21 protein-coding genes and 6 pseudogenes are annotated in these 24,527 nt (G+C 39.7%); 9 read left to right on the top strand and 18 right to left on the bottom strand.

From position 1 onward, the window contains the following. Positions 1-99: 99 nt before the first annotated feature. From upp to ACXVWB_RS04565, 4 genes are all read right to left on the bottom strand, one after another. Complete coding sequence (upp, locus tag ACXVWB_RS04550) at positions 100-726, bottom strand: uracil phosphoribosyltransferase (RefSeq protein WP_049356970.1); 627 nt, start codon at positions 724-726, stop codon at positions 100-102. A gap of 121 nt (positions 727-847) precedes the next feature. Next, positions 848-1,186, bottom strand: coding sequence for a hypothetical protein (locus ACXVWB_RS04555; RefSeq protein WP_049356968.1), 339 nt, complete (start codon positions 1,184-1,186; stop codon positions 848-850). A 176-nt stretch (positions 1,187-1,362) separates the two neighbouring features. Beyond that, positions 1,363-3,603, bottom strand: coding sequence for a nitric-oxide reductase large subunit (locus tag ACXVWB_RS04560; RefSeq protein ID WP_049356966.1), 2,241 nt, complete (start codon positions 3,601-3,603; stop codon positions 1,363-1,365). Between the two features lie 344 nt (positions 3,604-3,947). Then, on the bottom strand, positions 3,948-5,297 hold the full coding sequence (locus ACXVWB_RS04565) for a GntP family permease (protein WP_049356964.1): 1,350 nt from the start codon (positions 5,295-5,297) through the stop codon (positions 3,948-3,950). Between the two features lie 227 nt (positions 5,298-5,524). Here ACXVWB_RS04565 and ACXVWB_RS04570 point away from each other — a divergent pair, with 227 nt between their 5' ends. Then, positions 5,525-6,055 carry a gluconokinase gene (locus ACXVWB_RS04570; RefSeq protein WP_289901507.1) on the top strand — a complete coding sequence of 177 codons (531 nt, stop codon included), beginning with the start codon at positions 5,525-5,527 and terminating at the stop codon, positions 6,053-6,055. 48 nt (positions 6,056-6,103) lie between these two features. Here ACXVWB_RS04570 and gntR read toward each other — a convergent pair whose 3' ends face one another. Next, complete coding sequence (gene gntR, locus ACXVWB_RS04575) at positions 6,104-7,099, bottom strand: gluconate operon transcriptional repressor GntR (protein ID WP_289901394.1); 996 nt, start codon at positions 7,097-7,099, stop codon at positions 6,104-6,106. A gap of 177 nt (positions 7,100-7,276) precedes the next feature. After that, positions 7,277-8,668 carry a signal recognition particle protein gene (ffh, locus tag ACXVWB_RS04580; protein WP_289901393.1) on the bottom strand — a complete coding sequence of 464 codons (1,392 nt, stop codon included), beginning with the start codon at positions 8,666-8,668 and terminating at the stop codon, positions 7,277-7,279. A 139-nt stretch (positions 8,669-8,807) separates the two neighbouring features. On the opposite strand from ffh, the gene ACXVWB_RS04585 reads away from it, so the two are divergent. The 3 genes and pseudogenes from ACXVWB_RS04585 to hisE form a co-directional block, all read left to right on the top strand. Next, positions 8,808-9,593: a cytochrome C assembly family protein gene (locus ACXVWB_RS04585; protein ID WP_049356959.1), complete on the top strand. Its 786-nt coding sequence runs from the start codon at positions 8,808-8,810 to the stop codon at positions 9,591-9,593. Between the two features lie 140 nt (positions 9,594-9,733). Further along, positions 9,734-9,844, top strand: a complete 111-nt coding sequence (locus ACXVWB_RS04590) for a helix-turn-helix domain-containing protein (RefSeq protein WP_458485219.1) — start codon at positions 9,734-9,736, stop codon at positions 9,842-9,844. 360 nt (positions 9,845-10,204) lie between these two features. Then, a pseudogene (hisE, locus tag ACXVWB_RS04595) lies at positions 10,205-10,516 on the top strand (phosphoribosyl-ATP diphosphatase); the annotation flags it as partial. Between the two features lie 27 nt (positions 10,517-10,543). On the opposite strand, the pseudogene ACXVWB_RS04600 reads toward hisE, so the two are convergent. The 10 genes and pseudogenes from ACXVWB_RS04600 to ACXVWB_RS04645 form a co-directional block, all read right to left on the bottom strand. Next, positions 10,544-11,176: pseudogene (locus ACXVWB_RS04600) on the bottom strand (IS3 family transposase); the annotation flags it as partial. Positions 11,177-11,194: 18 nt separating this feature from the next. Further along, positions 11,195-11,506, bottom strand: a pseudogene (gene hisI, locus ACXVWB_RS04605) (phosphoribosyl-AMP cyclohydrolase); the annotation flags it as partial. Between the two features lie 13 nt (positions 11,507-11,519). Beyond that, positions 11,520-11,870 (bottom strand): hypothetical protein, encoded by a 351-nt coding sequence (locus ACXVWB_RS04610; protein WP_128787041.1) that lies wholly within the window; start codon positions 11,868-11,870, stop codon positions 11,520-11,522. Between the two features lie 115 nt (positions 11,871-11,985). After that, positions 11,986-12,759, bottom strand: coding sequence for an imidazole glycerol phosphate synthase subunit HisF (gene hisF / locus ACXVWB_RS04615; RefSeq protein ID WP_128787042.1), 774 nt, complete (start codon positions 12,757-12,759; stop codon positions 11,986-11,988). Between the two features lie 80 nt (positions 12,760-12,839). Beyond that, positions 12,840-13,480, bottom strand: a pseudogene (locus ACXVWB_RS04620) (1-(5-phosphoribosyl)-5-[(5-phosphoribosylamino)methylideneamino] imidazole-4-carboxamide isomerase); the annotation flags it as partial. An 89-nt stretch (positions 13,481-13,569) separates the two neighbouring features. Continuing rightward, positions 13,570-14,025 (bottom strand): IS200/IS605 family transposase, encoded by a 456-nt coding sequence (gene tnpA, locus ACXVWB_RS04625; protein ID WP_289901392.1) that lies wholly within the window; start codon positions 14,023-14,025, stop codon positions 13,570-13,572. 120 nt (positions 14,026-14,145) lie between these two features. Continuing rightward, positions 14,146-14,739, bottom strand: coding sequence for an imidazole glycerol phosphate synthase subunit HisH (gene hisH / locus ACXVWB_RS04630; protein WP_289901391.1), 594 nt, complete (start codon positions 14,737-14,739; stop codon positions 14,146-14,148). 12 nt (positions 14,740-14,751) lie between these two features. Further along, complete coding sequence (locus ACXVWB_RS04635; protein ID WP_118790648.1) at positions 14,752-15,801, bottom strand: cytoplasmic protein; 1,050 nt, start codon at positions 15,799-15,801, stop codon at positions 14,752-14,754. 94 nt (positions 15,802-15,895) lie between these two features. Beyond that, positions 15,896-16,984, bottom strand: coding sequence for a bifunctional histidinol-phosphatase/imidazoleglycerol-phosphate dehydratase HisB (gene hisB, locus ACXVWB_RS04640; protein ID WP_128787045.1), 1,089 nt, complete (start codon positions 16,982-16,984; stop codon positions 15,896-15,898). An 18-nt stretch (positions 16,985-17,002) separates the two neighbouring features. Further along, a pseudogene (locus tag ACXVWB_RS04645) lies at positions 17,003-17,164 on the bottom strand (histidinol-phosphate transaminase); the annotation flags it as partial. Positions 17,165-17,166: 2 nt separating this feature from the next. Here ACXVWB_RS04645 and ACXVWB_RS04650 point away from each other — a divergent pair. The 3 genes and pseudogenes from ACXVWB_RS04650 to selD all read left to right on the top strand — a co-directional run. Continuing rightward, positions 17,167-17,721 (top strand): annotated as a pseudogene (locus ACXVWB_RS04650) (cytochrome C assembly family protein); the annotation flags it as partial. Positions 17,722-17,799: 78 nt separating this feature from the next. Beyond that, a complete protein-coding gene (locus ACXVWB_RS04655; RefSeq protein ID WP_128787046.1) occupies positions 17,800-19,068 on the top strand; it encodes an HlyC/CorC family transporter in 1,269 nt (422 codons plus the stop codon). 62 nt (positions 19,069-19,130) lie between these two features. Further along, entirely contained in the window at positions 19,131-20,168 is a 1,038-nt protein-coding gene (gene selD / locus ACXVWB_RS04660; RefSeq protein ID WP_289901389.1) for a selenide, water dikinase SelD, read from the top strand. 51 nt (positions 20,169-20,219) lie between these two features. Here the strand turns inward: selD and ACXVWB_RS04665 are convergent, their stop codons facing one another. Together ACXVWB_RS04665 and gap are read right to left on the bottom strand one after the other, a co-directional pair. Continuing rightward, positions 20,220-22,037 carry an AMP-dependent synthetase/ligase gene (locus ACXVWB_RS04665; protein WP_128787048.1) on the bottom strand — a complete coding sequence of 606 codons (1,818 nt, stop codon included), beginning with the start codon at positions 22,035-22,037 and terminating at the stop codon, positions 20,220-20,222. 226 nt (positions 22,038-22,263) lie between these two features. Next, positions 22,264-23,283 carry a type I glyceraldehyde-3-phosphate dehydrogenase gene (gene gap, locus ACXVWB_RS04670; protein WP_128787049.1) on the bottom strand — a complete coding sequence of 340 codons (1,020 nt, stop codon included), beginning with the start codon at positions 23,281-23,283 and terminating at the stop codon, positions 22,264-22,266. Between the two features lie 218 nt (positions 23,284-23,501). Here gap and gmk point away from each other — a divergent pair, with 218 nt between their 5' ends. Together gmk and rpoZ are read left to right on the top strand one after the other, a co-directional pair. Beyond that, positions 23,502-24,128, top strand: a complete 627-nt coding sequence (gmk, locus tag ACXVWB_RS04675) for a guanylate kinase (protein ID WP_289901388.1) — start codon at positions 23,502-23,504, stop codon at positions 24,126-24,128. Between the two features lie 60 nt (positions 24,129-24,188). Next, entirely contained in the window at positions 24,189-24,455 is a 267-nt protein-coding gene (gene rpoZ, locus ACXVWB_RS04680; RefSeq protein ID WP_289901387.1) for a DNA-directed RNA polymerase subunit omega, read from the top strand. Positions 24,456-24,527 lie beyond the last annotated feature (72 nt).

A 24,527-nucleotide genomic window follows, 5' to 3' on the forward strand; every position in this document is an offset into this window, starting at 1 on the left:
ATTAACTGAAAGTGCGGTCGGTTTTATCTGCTGTTTTTAGCGTTATGTTTTCACGCACGGAAAAAAGACGGCAATACATGCCGTCCTATGATAAGAAGATTATTTTGTTCCAAAAATTTTGTCACCCGCATCACCCAAGCCAGGAATGATGTAGCCTTGTTCATTTAAGTGATCATCAATAGATGCGCAATAAAGTTCAATATCTGGATGGGCTTGCTCTAACGCTTTAATTCCCTCTGGTGCTGCCACTAATACTAATACTTTGATATGTTGGCAACCTTTTGCTTTTAACAAATCAATAGTGGAAATCATAGAGCCACCTGTTGCAAGCATTGGATCTACAACGATAGCTAGACGTTCATTTAAATCACTGGCGAGTTTTTGGAAGTAAGGGACTGGCTCAAGCGTTTCTTCATTTCGGTAAATTCCTACTACACTAATTCGTGCGCTTGGAACATGTTCTAAGACGCCATCCATCATTCCTAGCCCCGCACGTAAAATTGGTACAACAGTGACTTTTTTACCTTTAATACGTTCTATTTCAACAGGGCCATTCCAACCATTGATGGTCACTTTTTCTGTTTCAAGGTCTGCGGTCGCCTCATAAGTTAGTAAACTACCAATTTCGGTTGCAAGTTCACGGAATTTCTTAGTGTCAATCTCAGCTTCACGCATCACGCCTAATTTATGCTTAACGAGCGGGTGTTTTACTTCAACAAGTTTCATCTTTTTTCTCCCTTTTAAAAAACAAATCGACAAATTATATAGTTTAAATAAAAAGTTAACTAGTGGTTTTATTATAAATATTTTTTTATAAAAAAGAGTAATGAAAATGACCGCACTTTAACTAAATGCACCCGCCACAGCTACCACATCGCCAATCCTCTTTGTTGACAGCACGGTAAAATGCTCGTATGGTTTCTTCTTCTAATGGAATATTGTGTTCAATAAATACATCAGATAACCAATCAATATTTTCTACAATCCAATCATCTTCTGTTAATCCCTCACGATAAAGTTCATCATCAGGATCCATGAAATTATAGATATTATTTGTCCCCATATCTTTATCATGGCGCTCTATGGGTAGGACAATGGGAAGGCCAAGATAAGTAATGTTCCAATGCCCTAAGCATAGGGTATTACCTTTTGATGACCAGTGTGCTTTAAATGGATTCTCACTCATGTTGATATTTTATAAAAAAAGTTGAAGGTGCAAGTAGTATAGATCTAACTAAGAATTTTTTTATACTTAAAAGAGGGTAAAAGATTTGATGTGGATCAAATTACGGTTAGAAAATTAACGAATATTTAACAAATAAAAGCAACCAAAATTTTGGTTGCTTTTATGTGATGAGGAGGCTAGCTATTTTTCGGTTTGAAGAAAATCATCGTAAAGATTTGCCAGAAGAAGGCGAGTGCACCGAAGATGAATACTACATCACCACCTAAACGAACCCAACGTAAGGTATCGAATAATGGTTGTTGCATAAATTCTTCACTACGTGCATACCATAAGCCTTCAGAGATACTTGCATAACCTTGAATAATACCGATTGGTAATAAGCTTGATACGATCATTAATACTAAACCGCCATTTAATAACCAGAATCCCCATTTCATTAACTTATCGTTAAATGGTGTATCTGGACGTAAATAACGAGCAATTAAGAACACGAAACCTAACGCTAAGAAACCATACACACCGAATAATGCTGCGTGAGCGTGAACGGCAGTGGTGTTCAAGCCTTGGATATAGTAAAGCGAAATTGGTGGGTTGATTAAGAAACCAAATACGCCAGCACCTAACATATTCCAGAACGCTACGGCTACGAAGCAGTAAAGAGGCCATTTTAAACGTTCCATCCAAGGTGTTTTTTGTTGCATTTCCCAGTGTTCCCAAGCTTCATGACCTAATAACACTAATGGAACCACTTCAAGTGCAGAGAATGACGCACCTACTGCGATAATTGGTGTAGTTGCACCTGCGAAGTATAGGTGGTGGAACGTACCAGGGATACCACCGATTAAGAATAACGCCGCTTCAGTAATGGTTGCCACAGTTGCAGTACGACGTGAAACTAAACCTAAACTTACAAAAATGAATGAGAGTGCCGCGACAGAGAATACTTCAAAGAAGCCTTCTACCCATAGGTGAACTACCCACCAACGCCAGTATTCCATCACAGAAATGTGAGTGTGCTCGCCATAGAATAATGCTGGGCCATAGAATAAACCGATCGCAATTACTGAGGCGAAGAATAATGCCAATAAGTTTTTATCACCAGGTTGTTTGAATGCATTCACTGTACCGCGAAGCATTAAGACTAACCAGAATAAGATGCCTGCGAATTTCACCGCTTGCCAGAAACGACCTAAGTCAATGAACTCATAGCCTTGGTGACCGAACATGAAGCTCCATTCTTCTGGAAGAATATGTGCAATTGCTAAATAGCTACCAGTGAATGAACCGACGACTAATACCACTAATGCCCAGAATAAAACATCCACGCCCAATTTTTGGAATTTCGGATCTTTACCACCATTGATGATCGGTGCTAGGAATAAACCGCCAGCTAAGAATGCCATTGCAATCCAGAATAATGCCGCTTGAATATGCCATGTACGCACTAATGAATAAGGTAAGTATTGAGAGATATCAATACCATAGAATTCTTGACCTTCAACAGTATAGTGAGCAACAATCGCCCCTAAATTCACTTGCAGTAAGAATAATGCAAGCACCGTAAAGAGATATTTACCTAATGCGCGTTGAGAAGGCGTAAGTTGTAATTTTGTGAGTGGATCGAACTCAGGCATTGGTGGTTCTTTTTCATCTTCACGTTTTTTGAATGACCAAATCCATACAACAAAACCAATACCTGCAATGAGGAATACCACACTCGCAATAGACCAAATCACGTTTTCTGGTGTTGGCACGTTATTGATTAATGGCTCATGTGGCCAATTGTTAGTATAACTTGCATTTGTATTTGGACGTTCTGCAGAGGCAGTCCATGCTGTCCAGAAGAAGAATTTAGTTAAGTCTTTACGTGCTTGTAAGTCAGGGAGGGTATTATCCTTCATCGCAAAGTGTTCACGAGTGACTTTAGTGGCAGGATCATCGCCGTATAAAGAAATGTAGTATTGTGCAGTTTTTTCCATTGCCGCTAAACGGGTATTTGAAAGCACAACAGTACCGTTTTCAACTTTGCTACCACGATATTCTTTGGTTAAACGCGCTTTTAATAACGTTTGCTGTTCATCATTTAAATCAGCAAAGTTTTTACCAAATTCTTGGTTCGCTGTAATATCCAACCAGTTAGTTAATTCACGGTGAAGCCAATCTGCAGTCCAGTCAGGCGCTTGGTATGCACCATGCCCCCAAATAGAACCTACTTGCATACCACCAGTGGTTTGCCAAGCAGTTTGACCATGTAAAATTTCATCGTGAGTAATCACTTTTTCACCTGATTCTGAAACATATTGTTGCGGAATTGGTGGTGCTTCACGATACACTTCAAACCCATAGTAACCGAGAATGGAGAATGCTCCAATTAATACGGCGACTAATAGGTACCAGAACTTTTTATACTGTCCCATTTTATCACTCCTAGATTATTATAAAATTGGATGCTCGATGATTACATGCTAAGAATGTTCATCTAAAGCGACATTTTACGCAAGGTAAAATACCTGAGTAATTATATATGGTATTGTGCAATCAAAATATTACCTAAAACTGAGTAATTTACTATGGTAATGAAAAATTTAATTGAAAAAGTTGTTTATTTTTTTGAGTGATGCAGACAAGATTTAAGCTTTAATTCCCCGAACAAGTGAACGGTAAAATTAGCAGTGGAATAGGCATGTGAGCGGCTGAGCCCTGCTGTAGCAAGGCTCAGAACGAGAATGAATAATTTCAGTGAATAAGTGATATTCAAAGATTAGAAGAGCAGGCTTCCAATTAATGCAATAATAAAGCCCACAATACCGATAGATGTCTCTAGTAATGTCCACGTTTTTAATGTCGTTTTTGTATCCATTTCTAAGAAACGGCTGATCAGCCAGAAACCTGAATCATTTACGTGAGAAAGCACTGTTGCACCTGATGCAATAGCGATTACAATGAAGCAAAGATCAAATTGGCTCAAGTCAGTTGCCGCAGCAACGGTAGGCGAAATTAGTGCAGCAGCCGTAGTTAAAGCAACAGTTGCAGAACCTTGTGCGACACGCATTACCATGGCGATAACGAAAGCGGCAACAATGATTGGCATTCCGGTATTGGAAAGCATCGTAGATAATACATCACCAATACCACTGGCACGTAATACACCTCCAAACATTCCGCCTGCACCAGTAACGAGCACGATAGAGCAAATTGGACCTAAGGCATTATCACAAATTTTTTCAATTTGTTCATAGCTACGCTGTTCTTTTAATAACAAAATGGAAATAATTAAAGTGATTAGTAAGGCAACAGGCGTTTTACCAATTAAGCGCAGTGCTTCAACCCAGGTTTGTGAACCGTCAATTATTTTTGCCACGCTTAATGTGTTTAAACCCGTGTCTAATAAGATCAAAAGAATAGGTAGTAATAAGATCGTTATTACACGGGTAAAGCTTGGCGGATTTTGCACAGAGGTTTCACTGATTGCGACGGCATTTAAGAATGCTTTTGGTAAATCAACGTGAATTTTTTTACTGATGAATAGACTAAATAAGTAAGTCCCAATATACCATGTTGGAATTGCACAAACTAAGCCAACAATGACCAATAAACCAATGTTCACGCCTAATAAATCACCAGATGCAACAGGGCCTGGATGTGGTGGTAAAAAAGCGTGCATTACAGCAAATGCTCCTGCAACGGGAAAAGCATAGCGTAAGACAGAACCACCAAACCGTTTTGCGACACTGAAGATGATAGGTAGCATTACGACAAGGCCTGCATCAAAGAAAATAGGAAAACCAAAGAGTAATGCAGCAATACCTAATGCAAGTGGTGCTTTTTTCTCACCAAATTTATTAATTAACGTGTCGGCAAGCACTTTTGCTCCGCCAGTAATTTCAAGAAGCCGACCAATCATTGCACCTAAACCTACTAATAAGGCAACTGCCGCAAGCGTATTGCCAAATCCACCAAGCAAGGTTGGCAGAATTTTTTCCACCGGAATCCCAGCCGCCAGAGCGGTAAGTAAACTCACAATAATTAATGCCACAAAAGCATGAACTTTGAATTTAATAATAAGTAAAAGGAGCAATAAGATTGCTACGATCATAATTGCAATGAGCATGGTTGTTCTCCAAATAGAATTGTTACCCGTAACATACGCTTGATTTAACATTTGGTAAACGATGACTTTTCAAAATTGTGATCTCATTCACATAATTTTTATCTTTAAAAGTGCGGTTAATTATGATTATGAATTTATTTTGTGATATTAATCACAAAATAAAATGTTACCAGTAACATTTTGTTTGTAATTAGAGTATGGTAAATGAAAATTTGCAGAGGTGTATGATGAGTCATAAACAAGAAAATATGGGAAAAAGTTTTATTCTAATGGGCGTATCAAGTACGGGTAAAACCTCCGTAGGAACAGAGGTGGCTCATCGTTTAGGAATAAAGTTAATTGATGGTGATGATCTTCATCCTAGAGCGAATATCATCAAAATGGGAGAGGGGCATCCGTTAAATGATGAAGATCGCGCACCTTGGTTGGAGCGTATTCGTGATGCAGCATTTAGTCTAGAACGAAAAAGTGAAGTGGGGATCATTATTTGTTCTGCACTAAAGAAAAAATACCGCAATCTCATTCGTGAAGGAAATGGAAATGTGAAGTTCTTATTTTTAGAAGGCTCTTTTGAACTGGTACTTGAGCGCATGAAACAGCGTAAAGGGCATTATATGAAAACTGATATGCTAAAAAGTCAGTTTGAGACGCTGGAAGTGCCAGGTCAAGATGAATCAGATGTTATTCATGTGGATATTTCTGGAAGTTTTGAGCAAGTAATTGAACGTTGTGTTGAGGTATTAAAACCTCTGATCTAAAGTAAAAGAAGTGCGGTCAAAATGTTGGTATTTTTTTGATCGCACAGCTTATATGCTTTCACCTAAATGGATTTTAAACCCTAGATCAATTATTTTCTCTTTTAGTGGCTCATTATTGAGTCTTACTAACAATTCTTGTGCGGCAAGTTTGCCAATTTCTAAACGAGGAGTCATAACCGTTGCGAGCTGAGGTGTGACCGAAAAGCCTACGTCATGTCCATGAAACCCTGCAATTGCAATCTGTTGAGGCACAGCAATACCTAATCGCTGGCATTCAAATAATGCACCAATTGCTAAGTCATCATTTGTACAAAAGACACCGTTTGTTTCAGGACGTTCTTCTAAAATTTTACGTAGCTGTTTTCCACCCAATGTGAAAGAAGATGCGGCTTCAGTAATCAAGCTATAAGGTTCTAACCCATATTTTTTCATGGCTTGTTCATAACCTTGCATTTTTAATTGGGTTCGTTTATCCATTCTTGCTGTGAAATAGACGATATTTTTATAACCACGCTGAATCATGGTTTCTACCATAGCTTGTGCCGCAGCAACGTTATCAAAACCAATGACTTGTTGAATGCCAGGTTGGGAACTATCCATGATTTCAATGACTGGAATATTGGCGATTTCAATCATTTTAAGGGTACGTAAAGAGTGGTAGTTTTCAGATAAGATTAATCCATCCACATTATAGGAAAGTAAACTTTCGATACGTTCTTCTTCTTTTTTTACACTATATCCATAGTGTGCAAGCATCGTCTGATAACCTGCAATATCGGCAACTTGCTCAATGCCTTTTAATACATCTGCAAATACATGATTTGTTAAGGAGGGGAGCAGTACACCAATCGCTTTACTCTTTGCATTAGACAAAATTTCTGGCGCACGATTAGGAATATAACCAAACTGTTCAATTGCCACCGCAATACGTTTCTGAGTCTCTTTCGCAACAGAATTAGAATTACGTAAATAACGGCTTACCGTCATTTTAGTCATGCCTAGATGGTCGGCAATATCTTGTAGAGTCGGGCGTTTTTGCTTCATTGAAGTAAGTAGCGATGAATATTTTGTCGAGAAGTCAAAAAACAGTCAATTTTTTGACCGCACTGGTTCTCAAAAATAAATTCATTCTAAGTCAAAAGAACGAGTTCTGTGTCATACAGAACTCAGAATATTGTTTATTGATCCATTTGATTTTATAGGTTGATTTTTATAAACAAATTAACGTTTAAACATGCCGCCTAAACCACTGAGGCCACCTAAACCGCCTCCGCCCATTAAGCCTTGCATGCCGCGCATCATTTTCGCCATTCCGCCTTTGCGCATTTTTTTCATCATACGTTGCATTTCGTCAAATTGTTTTAGTAACTTATTCACATCTTGCACTTGTGTGCCAGAACCTAATGCAATACGACGACGGCGAGATCCTTTGATAATGTCTGGATTAGCACGTTCTTTTAAGGTCATGGAATTAATGATTGCTTCCATTTTGATGAACATTTTGTCATCTACTTGATTTTTGACATGATCCGGTAAGTTTTTTGCACCCGGTAATTTTTCAAGCATCGACATCATACCGCCCATTTTTTTCATTTCACGGAGTTGTTCACGGAAATCGTCTAGGGTGAAATCATCGCCTTTCTTGAATTTCTGTGCCATTTTTTCCGCTTTTTCGCGATCCACAGAACGTTCAAGATCTTCGATAAGGGAAAGCACATCACCCATGCCCAAAATACGCGACGCTACACGATCAGGATGGAATGGCTCGAGGGCTTCTGTTTTTTCGCCCACCCCAAGGAATTTAATTGGTTTGCCGGTGATTTGACGAATCGATAACGCCGCACCGCCACGTGCATCCCCATCCACTTTGGTTAAGATAACCCCAGTAAGTGGCAAGGCTTCATTGAAGGCTTTTGCTGTATTTGCCGCATCTTGACCGGTCATTGCATCAACGGTGAAGAGAGTTTCGATTGGATTTAATGTCGCATGAACTTGCTTAATTTCATCCATCATCTCGCTATCAACGTGTAAGCGACCAGCCGTATCCACGATTAAAACATCGTAGAATTTGAGTTTGGCGTCAGCAAGTGCTGCTTTTGCAATCTCTACCGGTTTTTGTTTAACATCAGATGGGAAAAAATCCACGCCAACAGATTGAGCTAAGGTTTCAAGCTGTTTGATTGCCGCAGGACGATATACGTCGGCAGAGACTACAAGGACTTTCTTTTTATGACGTTCGCGTAAGAATTTTGCTAATTTACCTACGCTGGTGGTTTTACCCGCACCTTGTAAGCCCGCCATTAAAATAACTGCGGGTGGTTGTGTTGCGAGGTTTAAGCTCTCATTGGCTTCACCCATGGCTTTTTCAAGTTCGCTCTGAACGATTTTTAAGAATTCTTGGCCAGGTGTTAAGCTTTTATTGACTTCTTCGCCTAACGCGCTTTCTTTTACTTTAGCGATAAATTCACGTACGACAGGTAAAGCAACGTCAGCTTCTAACAATGCCATACGCACTTCGCGTAGGGTTTCTTTAATATTATCTTCAGTTAAACGCCCTTTCCCGCTAATGTTGCGTAGCGTTTTGGAAAGTCGATCCGATAAACTCTCAAACATTTTAAATCCTGTTTTTTTTTTAAAAATTGTCGTGATTATACCGAAATTTGGGCGTTTTTCATCATTTCAAATAAAATTCTAGCGATCTACAGAAAAGATCCGTTAAAATAAGAATAATTCCTAGTAAAGAGAATGCATTATGTGGTTTGCCCTTTTTTCGATTATTTTTTACATTCTTAGTCTATTGTTGATTGCCCCGTTTTTGATGAATTCATCAGAAGGAAAGTTGAGCCAGCGTAAAGTTCCATTTTTTCTAACCTCACTTTCGGCAATCGTACTGCATGTTATTACTACTTTGCCGCTATTAGAGCATTTAGTATCAGGGAAAACATTTACACTACTGGAAATAGCTTCCTTAATGAGTGTAATTATTTCGGTATTAGTAACGCTTTCAATGTTTCTTGTCTCTACCATGTGGTTTGTTTTGCCAATAGTATATTCGTTTTCAATCATTAGTTTGATTTTGGCAACATTCTTATCAAGCCATATCATTCAAATGCTGAATCAAAATACCTTGATGTTATTCCATATTGGTTTGTCGCTCTTTACCTATGCGGTGTGTTTTATTGCAACGTTGTATGTGATCCAATTGGTGTGGTTAGACCGTAATTTGAAAAAGCGTAAAATTCAATTTTCACCAGCTATTCCGCCATTGATGGCAGTAGAACGTCATTTCTTCTGTTTATTTGCGATGGGGGAAGCATTACTGACACTCACTTTAATTTCGGGTACTTATCATGTGTTGCAAGCCGTGACCCCAGAAAATCTGCACAAAGCAATTTTCTCTTTCCTTGCTTGGATTAGTTTTGGTATAGCTTGTTTTGGTCATTGGCGACTAGGCTGGCGTGGAAAAAGGATGATTATTTACGCAATTTCGGGTATCATTCTGCTCACGATTGGCTATTTTGGTAGCCGTTTGATTTAGCAAGAATCAAAGAACAGGTAAAAATCTGCAACCCAAAAGTTGGACTAAACAACCAACAATTGAGGTGCAGATTTTTTATGGGTAAACACTACACAATAGCATTTAAATTACAGGTCCTTCAACCTATTCTAAAAGGAAAAATGAGCATTCGAGAAGCCGCTCGTTTTTACAATATCCCCTCTGACACATTAGTCGGAACCTGGTTGAAACGCTTTGAAAAAAAGTGGCATAAAAGGGCTTATTCCTTATAAACCATCAGGACGACCGCCAATGAAACCTAAATATGCCAGAATGCCTCCTCCACCCAAAACAGAAGAAGACCGCTTGCGCCTGAGAATTTTATAGCTTGAAGCGGAGGTCGCTTACCTAAAGGAGTTGAGAAAGCTCAGACTTCAGGAAGAAGCAAGGCAGCGGAAATTATCCAAAAGTTAAGAGACTATTATCCCCTAAAATATCTATTAGGTATTGCAGGCTTAGCGCGCAGTACGTTTTTTGCTCGACGCCAGGTTAAGCCAGATAAGGATAAAGGACTTAAAGCCGCGATTATCCAGATTAAAGTAAAGCATCCTGATTACGGTTACCGACGGGTTACCCAACAAGGCACCAGCCATTGGACATGGTTCGCCCAGCTTGAACAACATTTAGCAGATAAGAAAAACTCCGATCCGGCTAGCTCTTACACTGCAACACTGCACAGCAAAGGCATTAAGAAAATCGCCCAAAAAGTGGGAGAAGAAGCGGTAGAAACGGCGCTAGCTGCCGTTTCACAAGATAAACCAGAAACCCTCAGCGAAGCGGCGGATTTGGTCTATCACTTAACCGTGTTGTTGCACCATCAAGGACAGGCATGGGCGGATGTGATTGCAAAATTGCAAGAACGCCATCAGAGAATTGGCCTGCACCCAGAGGGTTCGAATAAATAAACGCCTGATCTGTCCCAAAAATCTGGACTATTCACATAAGGACTGAAGACGATATTGTATCGGACTCAGTCCTTTTAATTTTAGTTGAATCCGTCGATGATTATAGTAATCCAAATAATCCCTTACCGCATTAACTATCTCCTCTCGTGTATTAAACTCCCAACCATAAAAGCATTCCGTTTTTAATCGTCCAAAGGAACTCTCCATTGCGGCATTATCCAAACAGTTTCCTTTCCTTGACATACTTTGTATGATGCCGTGCTCAGCAAGAATTTGACGATAAGCCGCCATCTGATATTGCCAGCCTTGGTCTGAATGTAAAATGCTACCACTTGTTTTATTTAATCGCTTAACCGCTATCTTTAACATTTTCTCCACCTGTGCCCAGTTTGGGGAATAACTGAGGGTATATGAGACTATCTCATTGTTAAATAAATCTAATATTGGGGATAATTAGACTTTACTACCATCTTTTGCTTTAAACTCGGTCACATCCGTTACCCACTTTTGGTTCGGCTTGGTAGCACTAAAATGGCGTTCTAGATGATTGGGCGCGATATGGCCAATCGTCCCTCGATAAGTCGTCAATTTTTTGCTTTTTCTTACCCGCACTTGAAGTTCAAGCTCTCGCATTAAACGTTGGATTTTCTTATGATTCATGCCCGGTAAACAGGCGTGAAATCGATGAAAGCAACTGTCTTCTCCAGTATGGCAGGTTGCGCCGATAGGGTTGGCTAAAATTAACAAGGTGTCATTGTCACAGTCCAAGCTCATATCCACGACATTCAAAAAATGTCCTGAGGTTTCCCCCTTTGTCCACAGGCGATTCTTCGTACGGGAAAAGAACGTTACTTTCTTCTCCGCCAAGGTTTTCTCCAACGCCTCCGGATTCATATACCCGAGCATCAGCACTTCGCACGTCGTCGCGTGTTGCACGATAACGGGGAGGAGGTTGTTGATTTTTTGCCAGTTGATTTCTTGTTTTTTCATTTATATTCCTACTCTAAATACCAAGTTCTTTCGCAATAGAATTATACTCTATAGAGAGATTACCCATAATATCTTTATTACTTCTTAGATATGAACCAATTACATCTGTATATCTATGATCTTCATATAGATAATGAATAATTAATTTAAGATTTTGGTAATTCAACCCTAAAGTTTCTTTCAATCGCTGTTCCAATTCACCATAACGAAACTCTTTTTGTTCAAATTCCTCAAGGACATCGCATAGTGTATCAATTTGACTTTCGTCAAAATCAAATGCTAACGCTATTTTATCAAATGCATTTTGATCACCTAATGCACTTCGTTTTAAAATTTCAAAATGAAATTTATCTTTTTTATCCATAGAATTGTCTCCTTAAAGCTATAACAAAAAACCAACTGGCAAGAAGAATATTAAGAGCAAAAAAAATAAAATTCAATACAAAAAACACGTCCAAAAACGACCGCACTTTTTTGTGTTATCGCCGTACTTCCACGCCTTCCCGTGCCAAATAATCCTTCAATTCGCCGATATTAATAATCTGCTTATGGAACACGCTCGCGGCTAAAGCGCCATCCACGTTGGCATCAATAAAAGCATCACGGAAATGCACCATTTCGCCCGCGCCGCCGGAGGCCATAAGCGGGACATGGCAAACTTGGCGCACCAGTTTCAGTTGCGCTAAATCATAGCCGTTACGTACACCGTCTTGGTTCATCATATTTAACACGATTTCGCCTGCGCCGCGTTGTTGTACTTCTGCCACCCAATCTAACAGCTGCCAATTGGTTTGTCGGGTGCGTTTTTCATCGCCGGTGTATTGGTTCACCCAATATTTGCCCGTTTCGTGCTCGAACCAGCTGTCAACGCCCACCACGATAGCCTGCACACCGAAACGTTCTGCCAAGCGGGAAATTAAATCAGGGTCGGCAAGGACGGGAGAATTAATGGAGATTTTATCTGCACCGAAAGCAAAAATCTGTTCCGCGTCTGCGATGGTTTTAATACCGCCCGCTACGCAGAACGGAATGTCGATGACTTGCGCCACGCGTTCCACCCAGCTTTTATCCACGGTGCGACCGTCCGAAGAGGCGGTAATGTCATAGAACACCAGCTCGTCCGCGCCTTCCTGCGCATAACGTTGCGCCAACGGCACGATGTCGCCGATGATTTCATGATTACGAAACTGCACGCCTTTCACCACCTGCCCGTCGCGTACGTCCAAACAAGGAATTATCCGTTTTGCCAACATTCGATTGCCTCCGCTACATTAAATTTGCCTTCTAACAACGCGCGACCCACAATCACGCCCGCCACGCCTGTGCCTTTGAGAGCTTCAATATCCGCTAGCGAACCGATGCCGCCGGAAGACTGGAACTGCACGTCCGGAAACTTAGCGCACACTTCACGGTAAAGATGCAGTTGGAACCCGCCAGTGTGCCGTCGCGGGAAATGTCGGTGCAAAGCACATGTTGCAAGCCAAAAGTGCGGTAGTTTTCCACAACGTTTTCAAGGGGCAGCGCGCTGGTTTCCTGCCAACCTTTAATCGCCACCAATTTCTGCCCGTTTTCAATGCGCACGTCTAACGCCAACACGAATTTCTCCGCGCCATATTTGTTAAACCAGCCTTGTACCATATCGGGTTGTGTCACCGCCGTAGAACCAATCACCACGCGGTTCGCGCCCACCGCCAGCAAATCAGCGACGTCCTGTTCGGTACGAATCCCTCCGCCCACCTGAATCTTGCTTTGTGTGGCGGCGATAATCTTGCCGATAAGTGCGGTCTGCCTTTTGGACGGATCTTTCGCACCGGTTAAATCCACCAAATGCAACTGCTGCGCGCCTTGTTGAATATAGCTTGCGAACTGCTCAATAGGATTATCGCTGTAAGTGGTCTGTTGCGCATAATCGCCCTGATGCAGGCGGACAACGTGCCCGTCGATAAGATCGAGGGCGGGGATGATGGATTGCATATATTTTCTATCCTCCTGTTGGGCTGTCTTATGTGCCTAGGGTAACCAGTTACCCCTAGGTTAGGCATGATTCTGCCCCGTTAGGGCAGTTATAGATTGTCTTCAAAAAACGTGGGATTAAATTTAATTCCTTCATTTTGAAATAATGTTTTCATTTCATTTTTAAAATCGCTTGTCTGATGATGTACCTTTTGATTTTTAATATAGTTGATGATCTTATTTTTCTCTAATTCACCATAACTTAATGCACAATATCCAACAGACCATGCTGTAAAATCAGGAAATAAGTCTTTATTTGCGTCTAAAAATAGATGTGTTGCTTTCTTTAATTTACGCACAAATTCAGCAACTGAAATTGTTTGGTGTAGCTCTACAAATAAATGAAGATGATCTGGCATCCCATTAATTCGATATAAAATAGAGCTATGTTCCTTTACAAATCCCCAAATATAACGGTATAAAACCTGTTCATTTTCCTCATTAATAGCATGAACACCGTGTTTAGTTCGAAAAATAATATGATAAAACAAACGTGTATAACTCATTCTTTCCTCTAACTACTACCCTAACAGGGTAGAATTATGCTTAACCTAGGGTAACTTGTTACCCTAGGCGGAAAGAAACGGCAATTACACTATCTCAACTTTCCGACCCCGATCGAAAAATCAAATATTCTCCACAAAATTCCTCAACAACATCGCGCCGTTTTTGCCCGAGCGTTCCGGGTGGAACTGTACGCCGTAGAAATTTTTATTGGCAATGGCAGCGGAGAAGTACATGCCGTAACAGCTTGTCGCAATTGTGTTTTCATTGGGTTGCACGGCGTAGCTGTGTACGAAATAAAAATGGCTGTATTGTTCTATGCCGGCAAACAGCGGATGGTCTGGCATATAACGCACCTTGTTCCAGCCCATGTGCGGCAACGGCAACCCACTGTCAGGGATAAGATTCGTCTGCCCGTTCATTAAGCCGAGCGTTGCCACATTACCTTCGGTAGAAAATTTGGTCATCAGCTGCATACCCAAGCAAATACCGAGCATCGGTTGGGTGGCGTTGCGGATGCAATCAATTAGCTTGCGCTCCTGCAAATTCCGCATCGCTGCCATCGCCGTGCCCACACCGGGCAACAACAATTTATCGGCAGCTTGGATTTTGTGAATATCTCGCGTAATTTCAGCGCGATAACCCAAGCGGTCAAAGGCGAATTTGACGGAGGAGAGGTTAGCGCAGCCGGTGTTGATGATTGTGATATTGGTCACTGTAAATCTCACTTATTTTAAATAATTATATTTATCTATTTTAAAAGCTAAATAATTTTTTATCTTATGTTCAGCCAAATTATGACATCCGTCATATTCCATTATCTTTCTTTGTATTTCATTCTTTTTCTCTTCTGTAAGCCCCTTCCACCAATCAGGAGAAAAGTACGTATTTTCAAAATAAGAAAATACAAAATTCACAAGATTATCTTCAATTCTATGCTTCCGCTGAACTAATGTCTTAATAAAATCATAGAAATATTTATTCTCTTCTTTCTTAATCCAAGAAAAAATACACATACCTCTATCTTCATAATTTATAATATTAAAAAAAAGATGTTCCGCCTTTTCATTTTTATTAGATAAATCTTTAAGAATTTTATTATTAAAATCCCTATCTGGAACAATTGCACCACTACATAGCACTTTTGACGGATATGATAAACTTATTACGAAATATTCAAGATCGTCAAACCTATTATTTGAAATAATATTATTTAATTCATGATAAGTATTTTTAATTTCTGTTAATCCTATACCCAACAGTTCATCTCTCTTTGAGATTATATTTTTTACTATAGGTAATATTGGAGAATCAGAAAACACAGAAAAATCACACATATTATGTAATAATCCTGTATTTGATTCATTTTCTTTTGTATACAATTCCCTACATATACCTCTGTAAGATAGCATGCATAATTGTTCCTTAGTGGGAATAATGGGACTATCTTCAAAGATAGAAAATAATTTTTTATCATGCTCAGAGCAAAATCCCTTAAAAGTAGATGCTTTATTTATACCAAACTCAGAAATATCAAAATAGCCACCATTTTTTTCTAAAGCATTAAAGGTTAAATTAATCCCACATACTTTATTTTGTTTATTCATAATTGTCTTTAAAGAACCACTTTTTGATAACGTATGAGATTCTATAATTTTTTTACTGCACTCTATCCCAAATAATCCTCGAGCACTACAACATCTCCTATTAGATTTTTTACTGATATCAGATTCTATTAATCCTCGTATTTTCCCATCTATTTCAGTCTCTACTTGCATTTTTAAGTTTCCTATTTATGGTTTTAAAAGATCAATTTCTAAAAAAATTCTCAAAATTAGTAATTTCGGACGGGCACAGGGCCAGCCCTACAAATCATAACACGCCCTTACTACTCGGCAACTCCTCCCCCTCAATTCTCACCGCCTGTCTCAACGTCCGCCCAAACACTTTAAACAAACTTTCAATTTTATGGTGGTCGTTGTCGCCGATGGCTTTTAAGTGTAGCGTGGCGAGTAGCGAGAACGCAAGGGATTGGAAGAAGTGTTCGGTGAGTTCTGTGCTGAAATCGCCCACTTTGTCCCGTTTGAATTTGGCGTTGAATTTGATCCAAGGTCTGCCGGATAAATCTAAGGCGCATTCGGCGCGGCATTCATCCATCGGGAGCACAAAGCCGAAGCGGGCGATGCCGCGTTTGTCGCCAAGGGCTTGTTTCAATGCTTGCCCGAGAGCGAGGGCAGTATCTTCCACTGTATGGTGTTCGTCGATCCACAAATCGCCGTTGCATTGTACGTTCATGCGGAAACCGCCGTGGGTAGCGATTTGATCGAGCATGTGGTCGAAAAAGCCCACACCCGTACTGATTTGGTTCACGCCCGTTTCGTCCAACCATACTTGAACCTTGATGTCTGTTTCTTTAGTTTTGCGGGCGATTTCTGCGTAGCGAGGTGGGCGGTTGCCGATGTTGCTGATGGGGTCGCCGAGCAGTTTTTCTGCGATCAGATCCCTGTTTAATTTTTCAGGGTGATATTGCAGTGCGCGAATGCCGAGATTTTCCGCCAACTGTACGTCGGTAGCTCGGTCGCCAATCACAAAAGAGCGGTCAGGATCGAACAAGTTTTTTTGGATGTATTTTTTCAGCAACTTGGTTTTCGGCTTGCGGCAGGCGCAGTTATCTTCCGGTTTGTGCGGGCAAATCAGTACGTCGTCAAATTCAATGCCTTGCGATTTAAACAGCGCCATCATGGCGTTATGCGGCTTGTCGAAATCTTCTTGCGGAAAAGAATCCGTGCCTAGCCCGTCTTGATTGGACACCATCACAAAACGGTATTTTTCTTTCAATTTCAGCATCGCCGGAATGACGTTCGGCTCGAATTTAAGTTTTTCAAGGCTATCAATTTGAAAATCAGTTTTTGGCTCATCAATCAAGGTACCATCGCGGTCAATGAAAAGAATAGGTTGCATGGGCTGTTCTCCTGTGTATTAGTTAATTTGTTTGATGGCTTCAACCACACGTTCACATTCTTCTTTTGTGCCAACGGTGATACGAATGCAGTCTTGTAAATTTAACGTTTTATTTTGGTCGCGCAGAATAATTCCTAAATCCCATAAGGCTTTAAACACTTTTTCGCCATCTTGGCATTTAAATTGCTGCCTTAGCGACGCTTTCAATGTTTCTTGTTTCCACGATGTGGTTTGTTTTACCAATCGTGTATGCTTTTTCGATCATTAGCTTAATCTTTGCGACATTCTTATCAAGCCACATTATTCAAATGCTTAATCAAAATACATTGATGTTGTTCCATATTGGCTTGTCGCTGTTTACCTATGCAGTTTGTTTTATTGCAACGCTTTATGTGATCCAGTTGGTGTGGTTAGACCGTAATTTGAAAAAGCGTAAAATCCAATTTTCACCAGCAATTCCACCATTGATGGCAGTAGAACGTCATTTCTTCTTTTTATTTGCGATGGGAGAAGTTTTACTCACACTGACTTTAATTTCGGGTACTTATCATGTGTTACAAGCAGTGACCCTAGAAAATCTGCACAAAGCAATTTTCTCTTTCCTTGCTTGGATTAGTTTTGGTATAGCTTGTTTTGGTCATTGGCGACTAGGCTGGCGTGGAAAAAGGATGATTATTTACGCAATTTCGGGTATCATTCTGCTCACGATTGGCTATTTTAGTAGTCGTTTGATTTAGTAAAAATCAAAAACAAGTAAAAAGTGCGGTAAAAAATAACCGCACTTTTTGTTGATTAACGAACAAAAGGATTTTCCCTTGGATAGTATTCCCCTTAGTACTTTATTTATTACACTGATTATTTGTTTAATTTTATCTGCCTATTTTTCAGGATCGGAAACTGGTCTACTGTCTCTTAATAAATATCGTCTTCGCTTTCTGGCGGAACAAGGCAATAAAGGCGCGCAAAAAGCAGAAAAACTGCTTGAAAAGCCTGATACCTTGTTAAGTTTCATTCTGATCTTTAATAACCTTGTGAATATCAGTGCGTCAGCTATTGCAACCATGATTGGTATGCGTTTATATGGTGATGCGGGGGTAGCAATCGCAACAGGTTTATTAACTTTTGTGATGCTTGTTTTTTCTGAAATATTTCCTAAAACGGTTGCGGCAATGCACCCAGAGAAAGTGGGATTATTTTCAAGTCACATTTTGTCGTTATTGTTAAAAGTATTCTATCCATTAGTATGGTTGATGAATATTTTTACCAAAACTTTAATGCGAATGGTTGGATTAAAACTCGATTTGCAAAAACAGGTGATTAGTCGTGAGGAACTGAGAAGTATCGTTTCTGAAGCAGGTGAAGCCACGCCAGATGAACAGCATCCACAAATGCTACTTTCTATTTTAGATATGGAAACGGTTACCGTTGATGATATTATGGTGCCACGTAATGAAATTGGCGGAATCGATATTGACGATGATTGGAAAGCCATTATGCGTCAACTCAACCATGCACCCCATAACCGAATTGTCTTATACAAAGGCAGTCTTGATGACCAAGTACTAGGGATTTTACGAGTACGTGAAGCCTTCCGGCTATTATTAGAAAAGAATGAATTTACAAAAGAAACGTTATTACGTGCAGTGGATGAAGTATATTTCATTCCAGAGGGAACACCACTTAAAATGCAATTAGCTAACTTTCGTACGAAAAAAGAACGTATTGGATTAGTGGTGGATGAATATGGTGATATCAAAGGGTTAGTCACACTTGAAGATATTTTGGAAGAAATTGTAGGTGATTTCACCACTTCCATGGCGCCATCTATTGAGCAAGAAGTGGTGCATCAATCTGATGGTTCAATGATTATTGAAGGCTCAGCAAATCTTCGTGATTTAAATAAAATGTTCGGTTGGGAATTAGATACAGAAGATGCTCGAACCTTTAATGGTTTGATTCTTGAGCATCTTGAAGATATTCCTGATGAAGGAACAGTTTGTGAAATTGATGGCTTGCAAATTACGATTTTGGAAGTCAGCGATAATATGATTAAACAAGCGAAAGTGGAGAAGTTGGCGTCATAAACGCCAAATTTTCTGACCGCACTTTTAGTTTAAAAGGTATGTGATTTTAGTAAGGATTTAGCATGACGGGTGAGATTCGTTTAACACAATATAGCCACGGCGCAGGTTGAGGCTGTAAAATTTCGCCTAAGGTGTTAGGGACAATTTTACAGACAGAAATCGAAAAATTTACCGATCCGAATTTATTGGTCGGGAACGAAACAGCGGATGACGCAGCGGTTTATGATCTTGGTAATGGTACTGCAATTATCAGTACCACGGATTTCTTTATGCCGATTGTGGACGATCCTTTTGATTTTGGCCGTATTGCCGCAACCAATGCCATTAGTGATATTTTCGCAATGGGCGGAAAGCCAATTATGGCGATTGCTATTTTAGGTTTTCCGATTAATAAATTGCCGGCAGAAGTGGCACAGAAAATAGTTGATGGTGGCCGTTTTGCTTGTCATCAAGCGGGGATTTCCCTTGCTGGAGGTCACTCGATTGATGCCCCAGAACCCATTTTTGGTTTAGCTGTAACGGGTGTGATTGCAACGGATCGTGTAAAACGGAATGCCTCAGCAGAAGCAAATTGTAAGCTTTATTTAACCAAACCATTAGGTATCGGTGTGCTAACTACTGCAGAGAAAAAAGGCAAGTTAAAACCAGAACACCAAGGCTTAGCAACGGCAGCCATGTGTCAAATGAACCTGATTGGTAGCCAATTTGCGGAAGTTGCTGGTGTAACCGCCATGACGGATGTCACTGGCTTTGGTTTATTAGGACACTTGGCTGAAATCTGTGAAGGCTCAAATCTTAATGCGGTTGTGCATTTTGATAAAATCAAATTATTAGATGGCGTAGCGGATTATATTGCTGAAGGTTGTGTACCAGGTGGAACCAATCGTAACTTTGAAAGCTATGGCCATAAAATCGGTCCTCTTACGGATTATCAAAAGGCGGTACTTTGCGATCCTCAAACTTCAGGTGGCTTATTGATTGCGGTTAAACCTGAAAGTGAAGCGGAAATCTTAGAGATTGCGAAAAAAGCCGGTATCGAGCTTAGTGAGGTCGGTGTATTGAAACCTCACCAAGAAGGTGTGCTGGTCGAAGTCGAATAAATCATTTTTGTTAAACTAAAAAGTGCGGTGAAAAATTCACCGCACTTTTTTTTATTCTTTATTTTCCTTGTTCTCTTTATTGCTGGAATACATCGAGTCAATGATGTGATGATAGCGTTCCATAATCACTTTTCGGCGTAATTTGAGCGTAGGGGTGATTTCACCAAGTTTGACGCTAAATGCTTGAGAGAGTAGCGTAAATTTCTTCACTTGCTCGAAGTGAGCGAGTTCCTTTTGAAGGCTCTCAATACGCTGTTCAAACATCTTGATAATTTCAGAGTGTTTGAGTAATTCCATGCGATCTTGATACTTAATATTCAGTTTTTTCGCATATTCTTCTACGCTATCAAAACAAGGTACGATTAAGGCAGAAACATACTTTTTGGCATCAGCAATAATCGCGATTTGCTCGATAAATTTATCTTTACCGATTTTACCTTCGATATATTGTGGTGCAATGTATTTACCGTTAGAGGTTTTCATCAATTCTTTAATGCGGTCGGTAATAAATAAATTACCTTCAGCATCAAATTCACCCGCATCTCCCGTTTTCAAGAACCCATCTTCAGTGAAGGCTTGAGCCGTTTCTTCAGGTTTTTTATAGTAGCCTTTCATTACCATGCCACCACGCACCAGAATCTCGTTATTTTCACCAATTTTAACTTCTGCATTTGGCATCAATTTACCGATAGAATTCGGATTAAAATGATGGTCATCCCAACAAGAAACGGTTGCCGTGGTTTCTGTCATGCCGTAACCGAGTTTGATATTAATCCCAATGCTATGGAAGAAAAGCCCAATGCTTGGTTCTAATTTTGCGCCACCGCAAGGCATCATTTTAATTCGTCCGCCTAACAATGAACGCAGTTTAGAAAGTACCAGCTTATCGGCCAATGCATAGCGTTTTTGCAAGAAGAACGGGACTTTTTTATTTTGAGAGAGAAGATCAAAACGTTTTTGTCCCACTGTAATCGCCCAGTGGAAAATCATCTGACGAATAAAAGGCGCTTTTTGAACTTTATCAAGCACAGCAGAATAAATTTTTTCATAGAAACGCGGTACTGCACACATAAAGGTTGGACGTACTTCCGTTAATGCTTCACGTACTTGATTGGTGTCTTCGAGATAGCAAAGAATTGCTCCGCGATGTAATACATAGGCAATCCAAGCACGCTCAAAAATGTGGCTAAACGGTAAAAAAGAAAGTGAAACCTCATCTTGATTAACATCTAATGCCATATCATGGGCTTCAAGTTGATGCGCCAAGTTACTGTAATCAAGCATGACGCCTTTTGGTTCACCTGTTGTGCCTGAGGTGTAGATGATCGTGAATAAATCATCCATCGTTTTATTTGCTAAGCGAGTTTCAAATTCAGCCTGAAATTCGGCTTTGCCTAATTTAATTAAATCGTCCCAATGGCAAGAAAGAGTATTTTCACTCAATTGAATTTGTTCTTTCATGGCCACAATTTTTTGTAATTGTGGACATTGATGCGCAATTTCTAACGCTTGATCATATTGTTCTTGATCACCGACAAACAGAATTTTGACATCGGCATGATTTAAAATAAATTCAGCTTGTTGTGCGGTATTGGTTGCATAAATTGGAACAGTTATAGCGCGGACTTGAAGTGCCGCAATATCTGCGATTGTCCAACGTGACATATTCTGTGCAAAAATCGCAATTTTATCTTGTGCTTGAATGTTACAAGCAAGAAAAGCTAATGACAGCTGATCAAGCTGTTGTTGAAATGCGTTCCACGAAATATCTTTCCATAAGCCATTAATTTTATGGCGAAGTGCGGTTGCATTTTGACGAGTTTTTGCCTGTTGGCGAATTCGATTGACGAAATGACGTTCTAAATTCATATAAGCCTTATTTGAGCGAACAAGTGTACGCTAATATAAACGAAATAAATTTAAAATCTAGTGAAATGTTGTTATTTTGTGAATATAGAATAAATAATAGACATATTTATTTTCTATTTTTATCTCTGGATGAGAAATAAAGAATTTAAAAATATTGATTAAGTGAAATGAATTGGAAATAAAAAAACCGCTCTAAAAAGAGCGGTTAATTTTTTAGCGATTTTGATTAGCCTTTGTAGTTGTAAACGTGTGCAACTAAGTCTAATACTTTGTTTGAGTAACCAGTTTCGTTATCGTACCAAGATACTAATTTAACGAAAGAATCAGTTAATGCGATACCCGCATTAGCATCAAATACAGAAGTTAAAGCACAACCGTTGAAGTCAGTAGAAACTACAGCATCTTCAGTGTAACCTAAAACGCCTTTTAATTCACCGTTGAAAGTTTTACCTTCCGCTGCATCTTTAATTGCTTGTTTGATTTGTTCATAAGTTGCTGGTTTTTCTAAGTTTACAGTTAAGTCAACTACAGAAACGTTTGGAGTAGGAACACGGAACGCCATACCAGTTAATTTACCGTTTAATGCTGGTAATACTTTACCCACTGCTTTCGCTGCACCAGTAGATGAAGGGATGATGTTTTGTGATGCACCACGACCACCGCGCCAGTCTTTAGCTGATGGACCATCAACCGTTTTTTGAGTTGCTGTGGTTGCGTGAACAGTGGTCATTAAACCATCTTTAATACCGAAAGTTTCGTGAACAACACGTGCTAAAGGTGCTAAACAGTTTGTCGTACAAGAAGCATTAGACACGATATCTTGACCTGCGTATGCACCGAAGTTTACACCACGTACAAACATTGGTGTGCTATCTTTAGAAGGGCCTGTTAATACGACTTTTTTCGCACCAGCAGTGATGTGTTTGCGTGCTGTTTCATCAGTTAAGAATAAACCTGTTGCTTCAACTGCAACATCAACGCCGATCGCACCCCAGTTAAGGTTTGCAGGATCACGTTCAGAAGTAACACGGATAGTTTTACCGTTTACGACTAAGTTACCGTCTTTAACTTCAACAGTACCGTCAAAACGACCGTGAGTTGAATCGTATTTCAACATGTAAGCCATGTATTCAACGTCGATTAAGTCGTTGATACCTACAACTTCGATGTCATCACGATGTTGTGCTGCACGGAATACGATACGACCGATACGGCCGAAACCGTTGATACCAATTTTAATAGCCATAAGATTTTCACCTTCTATTTTTTAAGTTAAACAAAATCGTTGCTCTAACGAGTTCCGGTCGATTATAGCATGGGCATTTTGATAAAAAAAAGGGTATATACCACTTTTTTGTGATCTCGATCACTTTTTAATGATTTGTAAAAACAAATGAAAATTTGACCGCACTTTTCATTTTCTTTTTGTATAATAAAAACAAACAACAACAAGAGGTTTCAATTATGTCTCAAGGTAATTTATATATTCTTTCTGCACCGAGTGGGGCGGGCAAGTCATCATTAATTTCCGCGTTATTAGAAAAAAATCAAGGCACGAAAAAAATGGTGTCTATTTCACACACGACACGTTCACCTCGACCAGGCGAAAGTCATGGAGTGCATTATTATTTTGTTTCAGTAGAAGAATTTGAAACCTTAATTGAAAAAGGCCATTTCTTAGAATACGCAAAAGTGTTTGATGGCAATTATTACGGCACTTCATTGCCAGCAATTGAAGAAAACTTAGCAAAAGGCATTGATGTGTTTTTAGATATTGATTGGCAAGGTGCACAGCAAATTCGTCAAAAAGTACCTTCTGTAAAAAGTATTTTCATTTTGCCGCCATCATTGCCTGAATTAGAACGTCGTTTGGTTGGACGTGGACAGGATAGCAAAGAGGTCATTGCTGAGCGAATGTCAAAAGCAATCAGCGAAATTTCGCATTATGATGAATATGATTATGTTATTGTGAACGATAATTTTGAACAGGCATTGGCAGATTTACAAAGCATTTTGCAGGCGGAACGCTTGACCAAAGCTTATCAACAAACAGAAAATGCGGACTTAATTCATCAGCTACTAGCAAAATAAGCTTGAATTGAGTACAATATTTTCCCTTTATAGACATTATTTTTAACATCGGAGTAAAACATGGCTCGAGTGACTGTGCAAGATGCAGTAGAAAAAATTGGTAACCGTTTTGATTTAATTTTAACCGCCGCTCGTCGTGCGAGACAATTAGAGTTACATCAAAGTGAGCCGTTAGTGCCGGAAGATAACGATAAACCAACAGTAATCGCATTACGTGAAATCGAAAAAGGGTTAATCAACCAAGAAATCATGGATGCAAAAGAGTATTTAGATGCGGCAGTTTCTCAACGTAATGAAGAAGTGGCTGTAGCGTTAATCGCAGAATAATCTCATTAAAGAGCGGTCAAAATTAAAGCTATTTTGATCGCCTAGTCTTTCTCTCTACAAAAAGTCAGGTGT

This window comes from Haemophilus sp. SZY H53, from assembly GCF_054332375.1.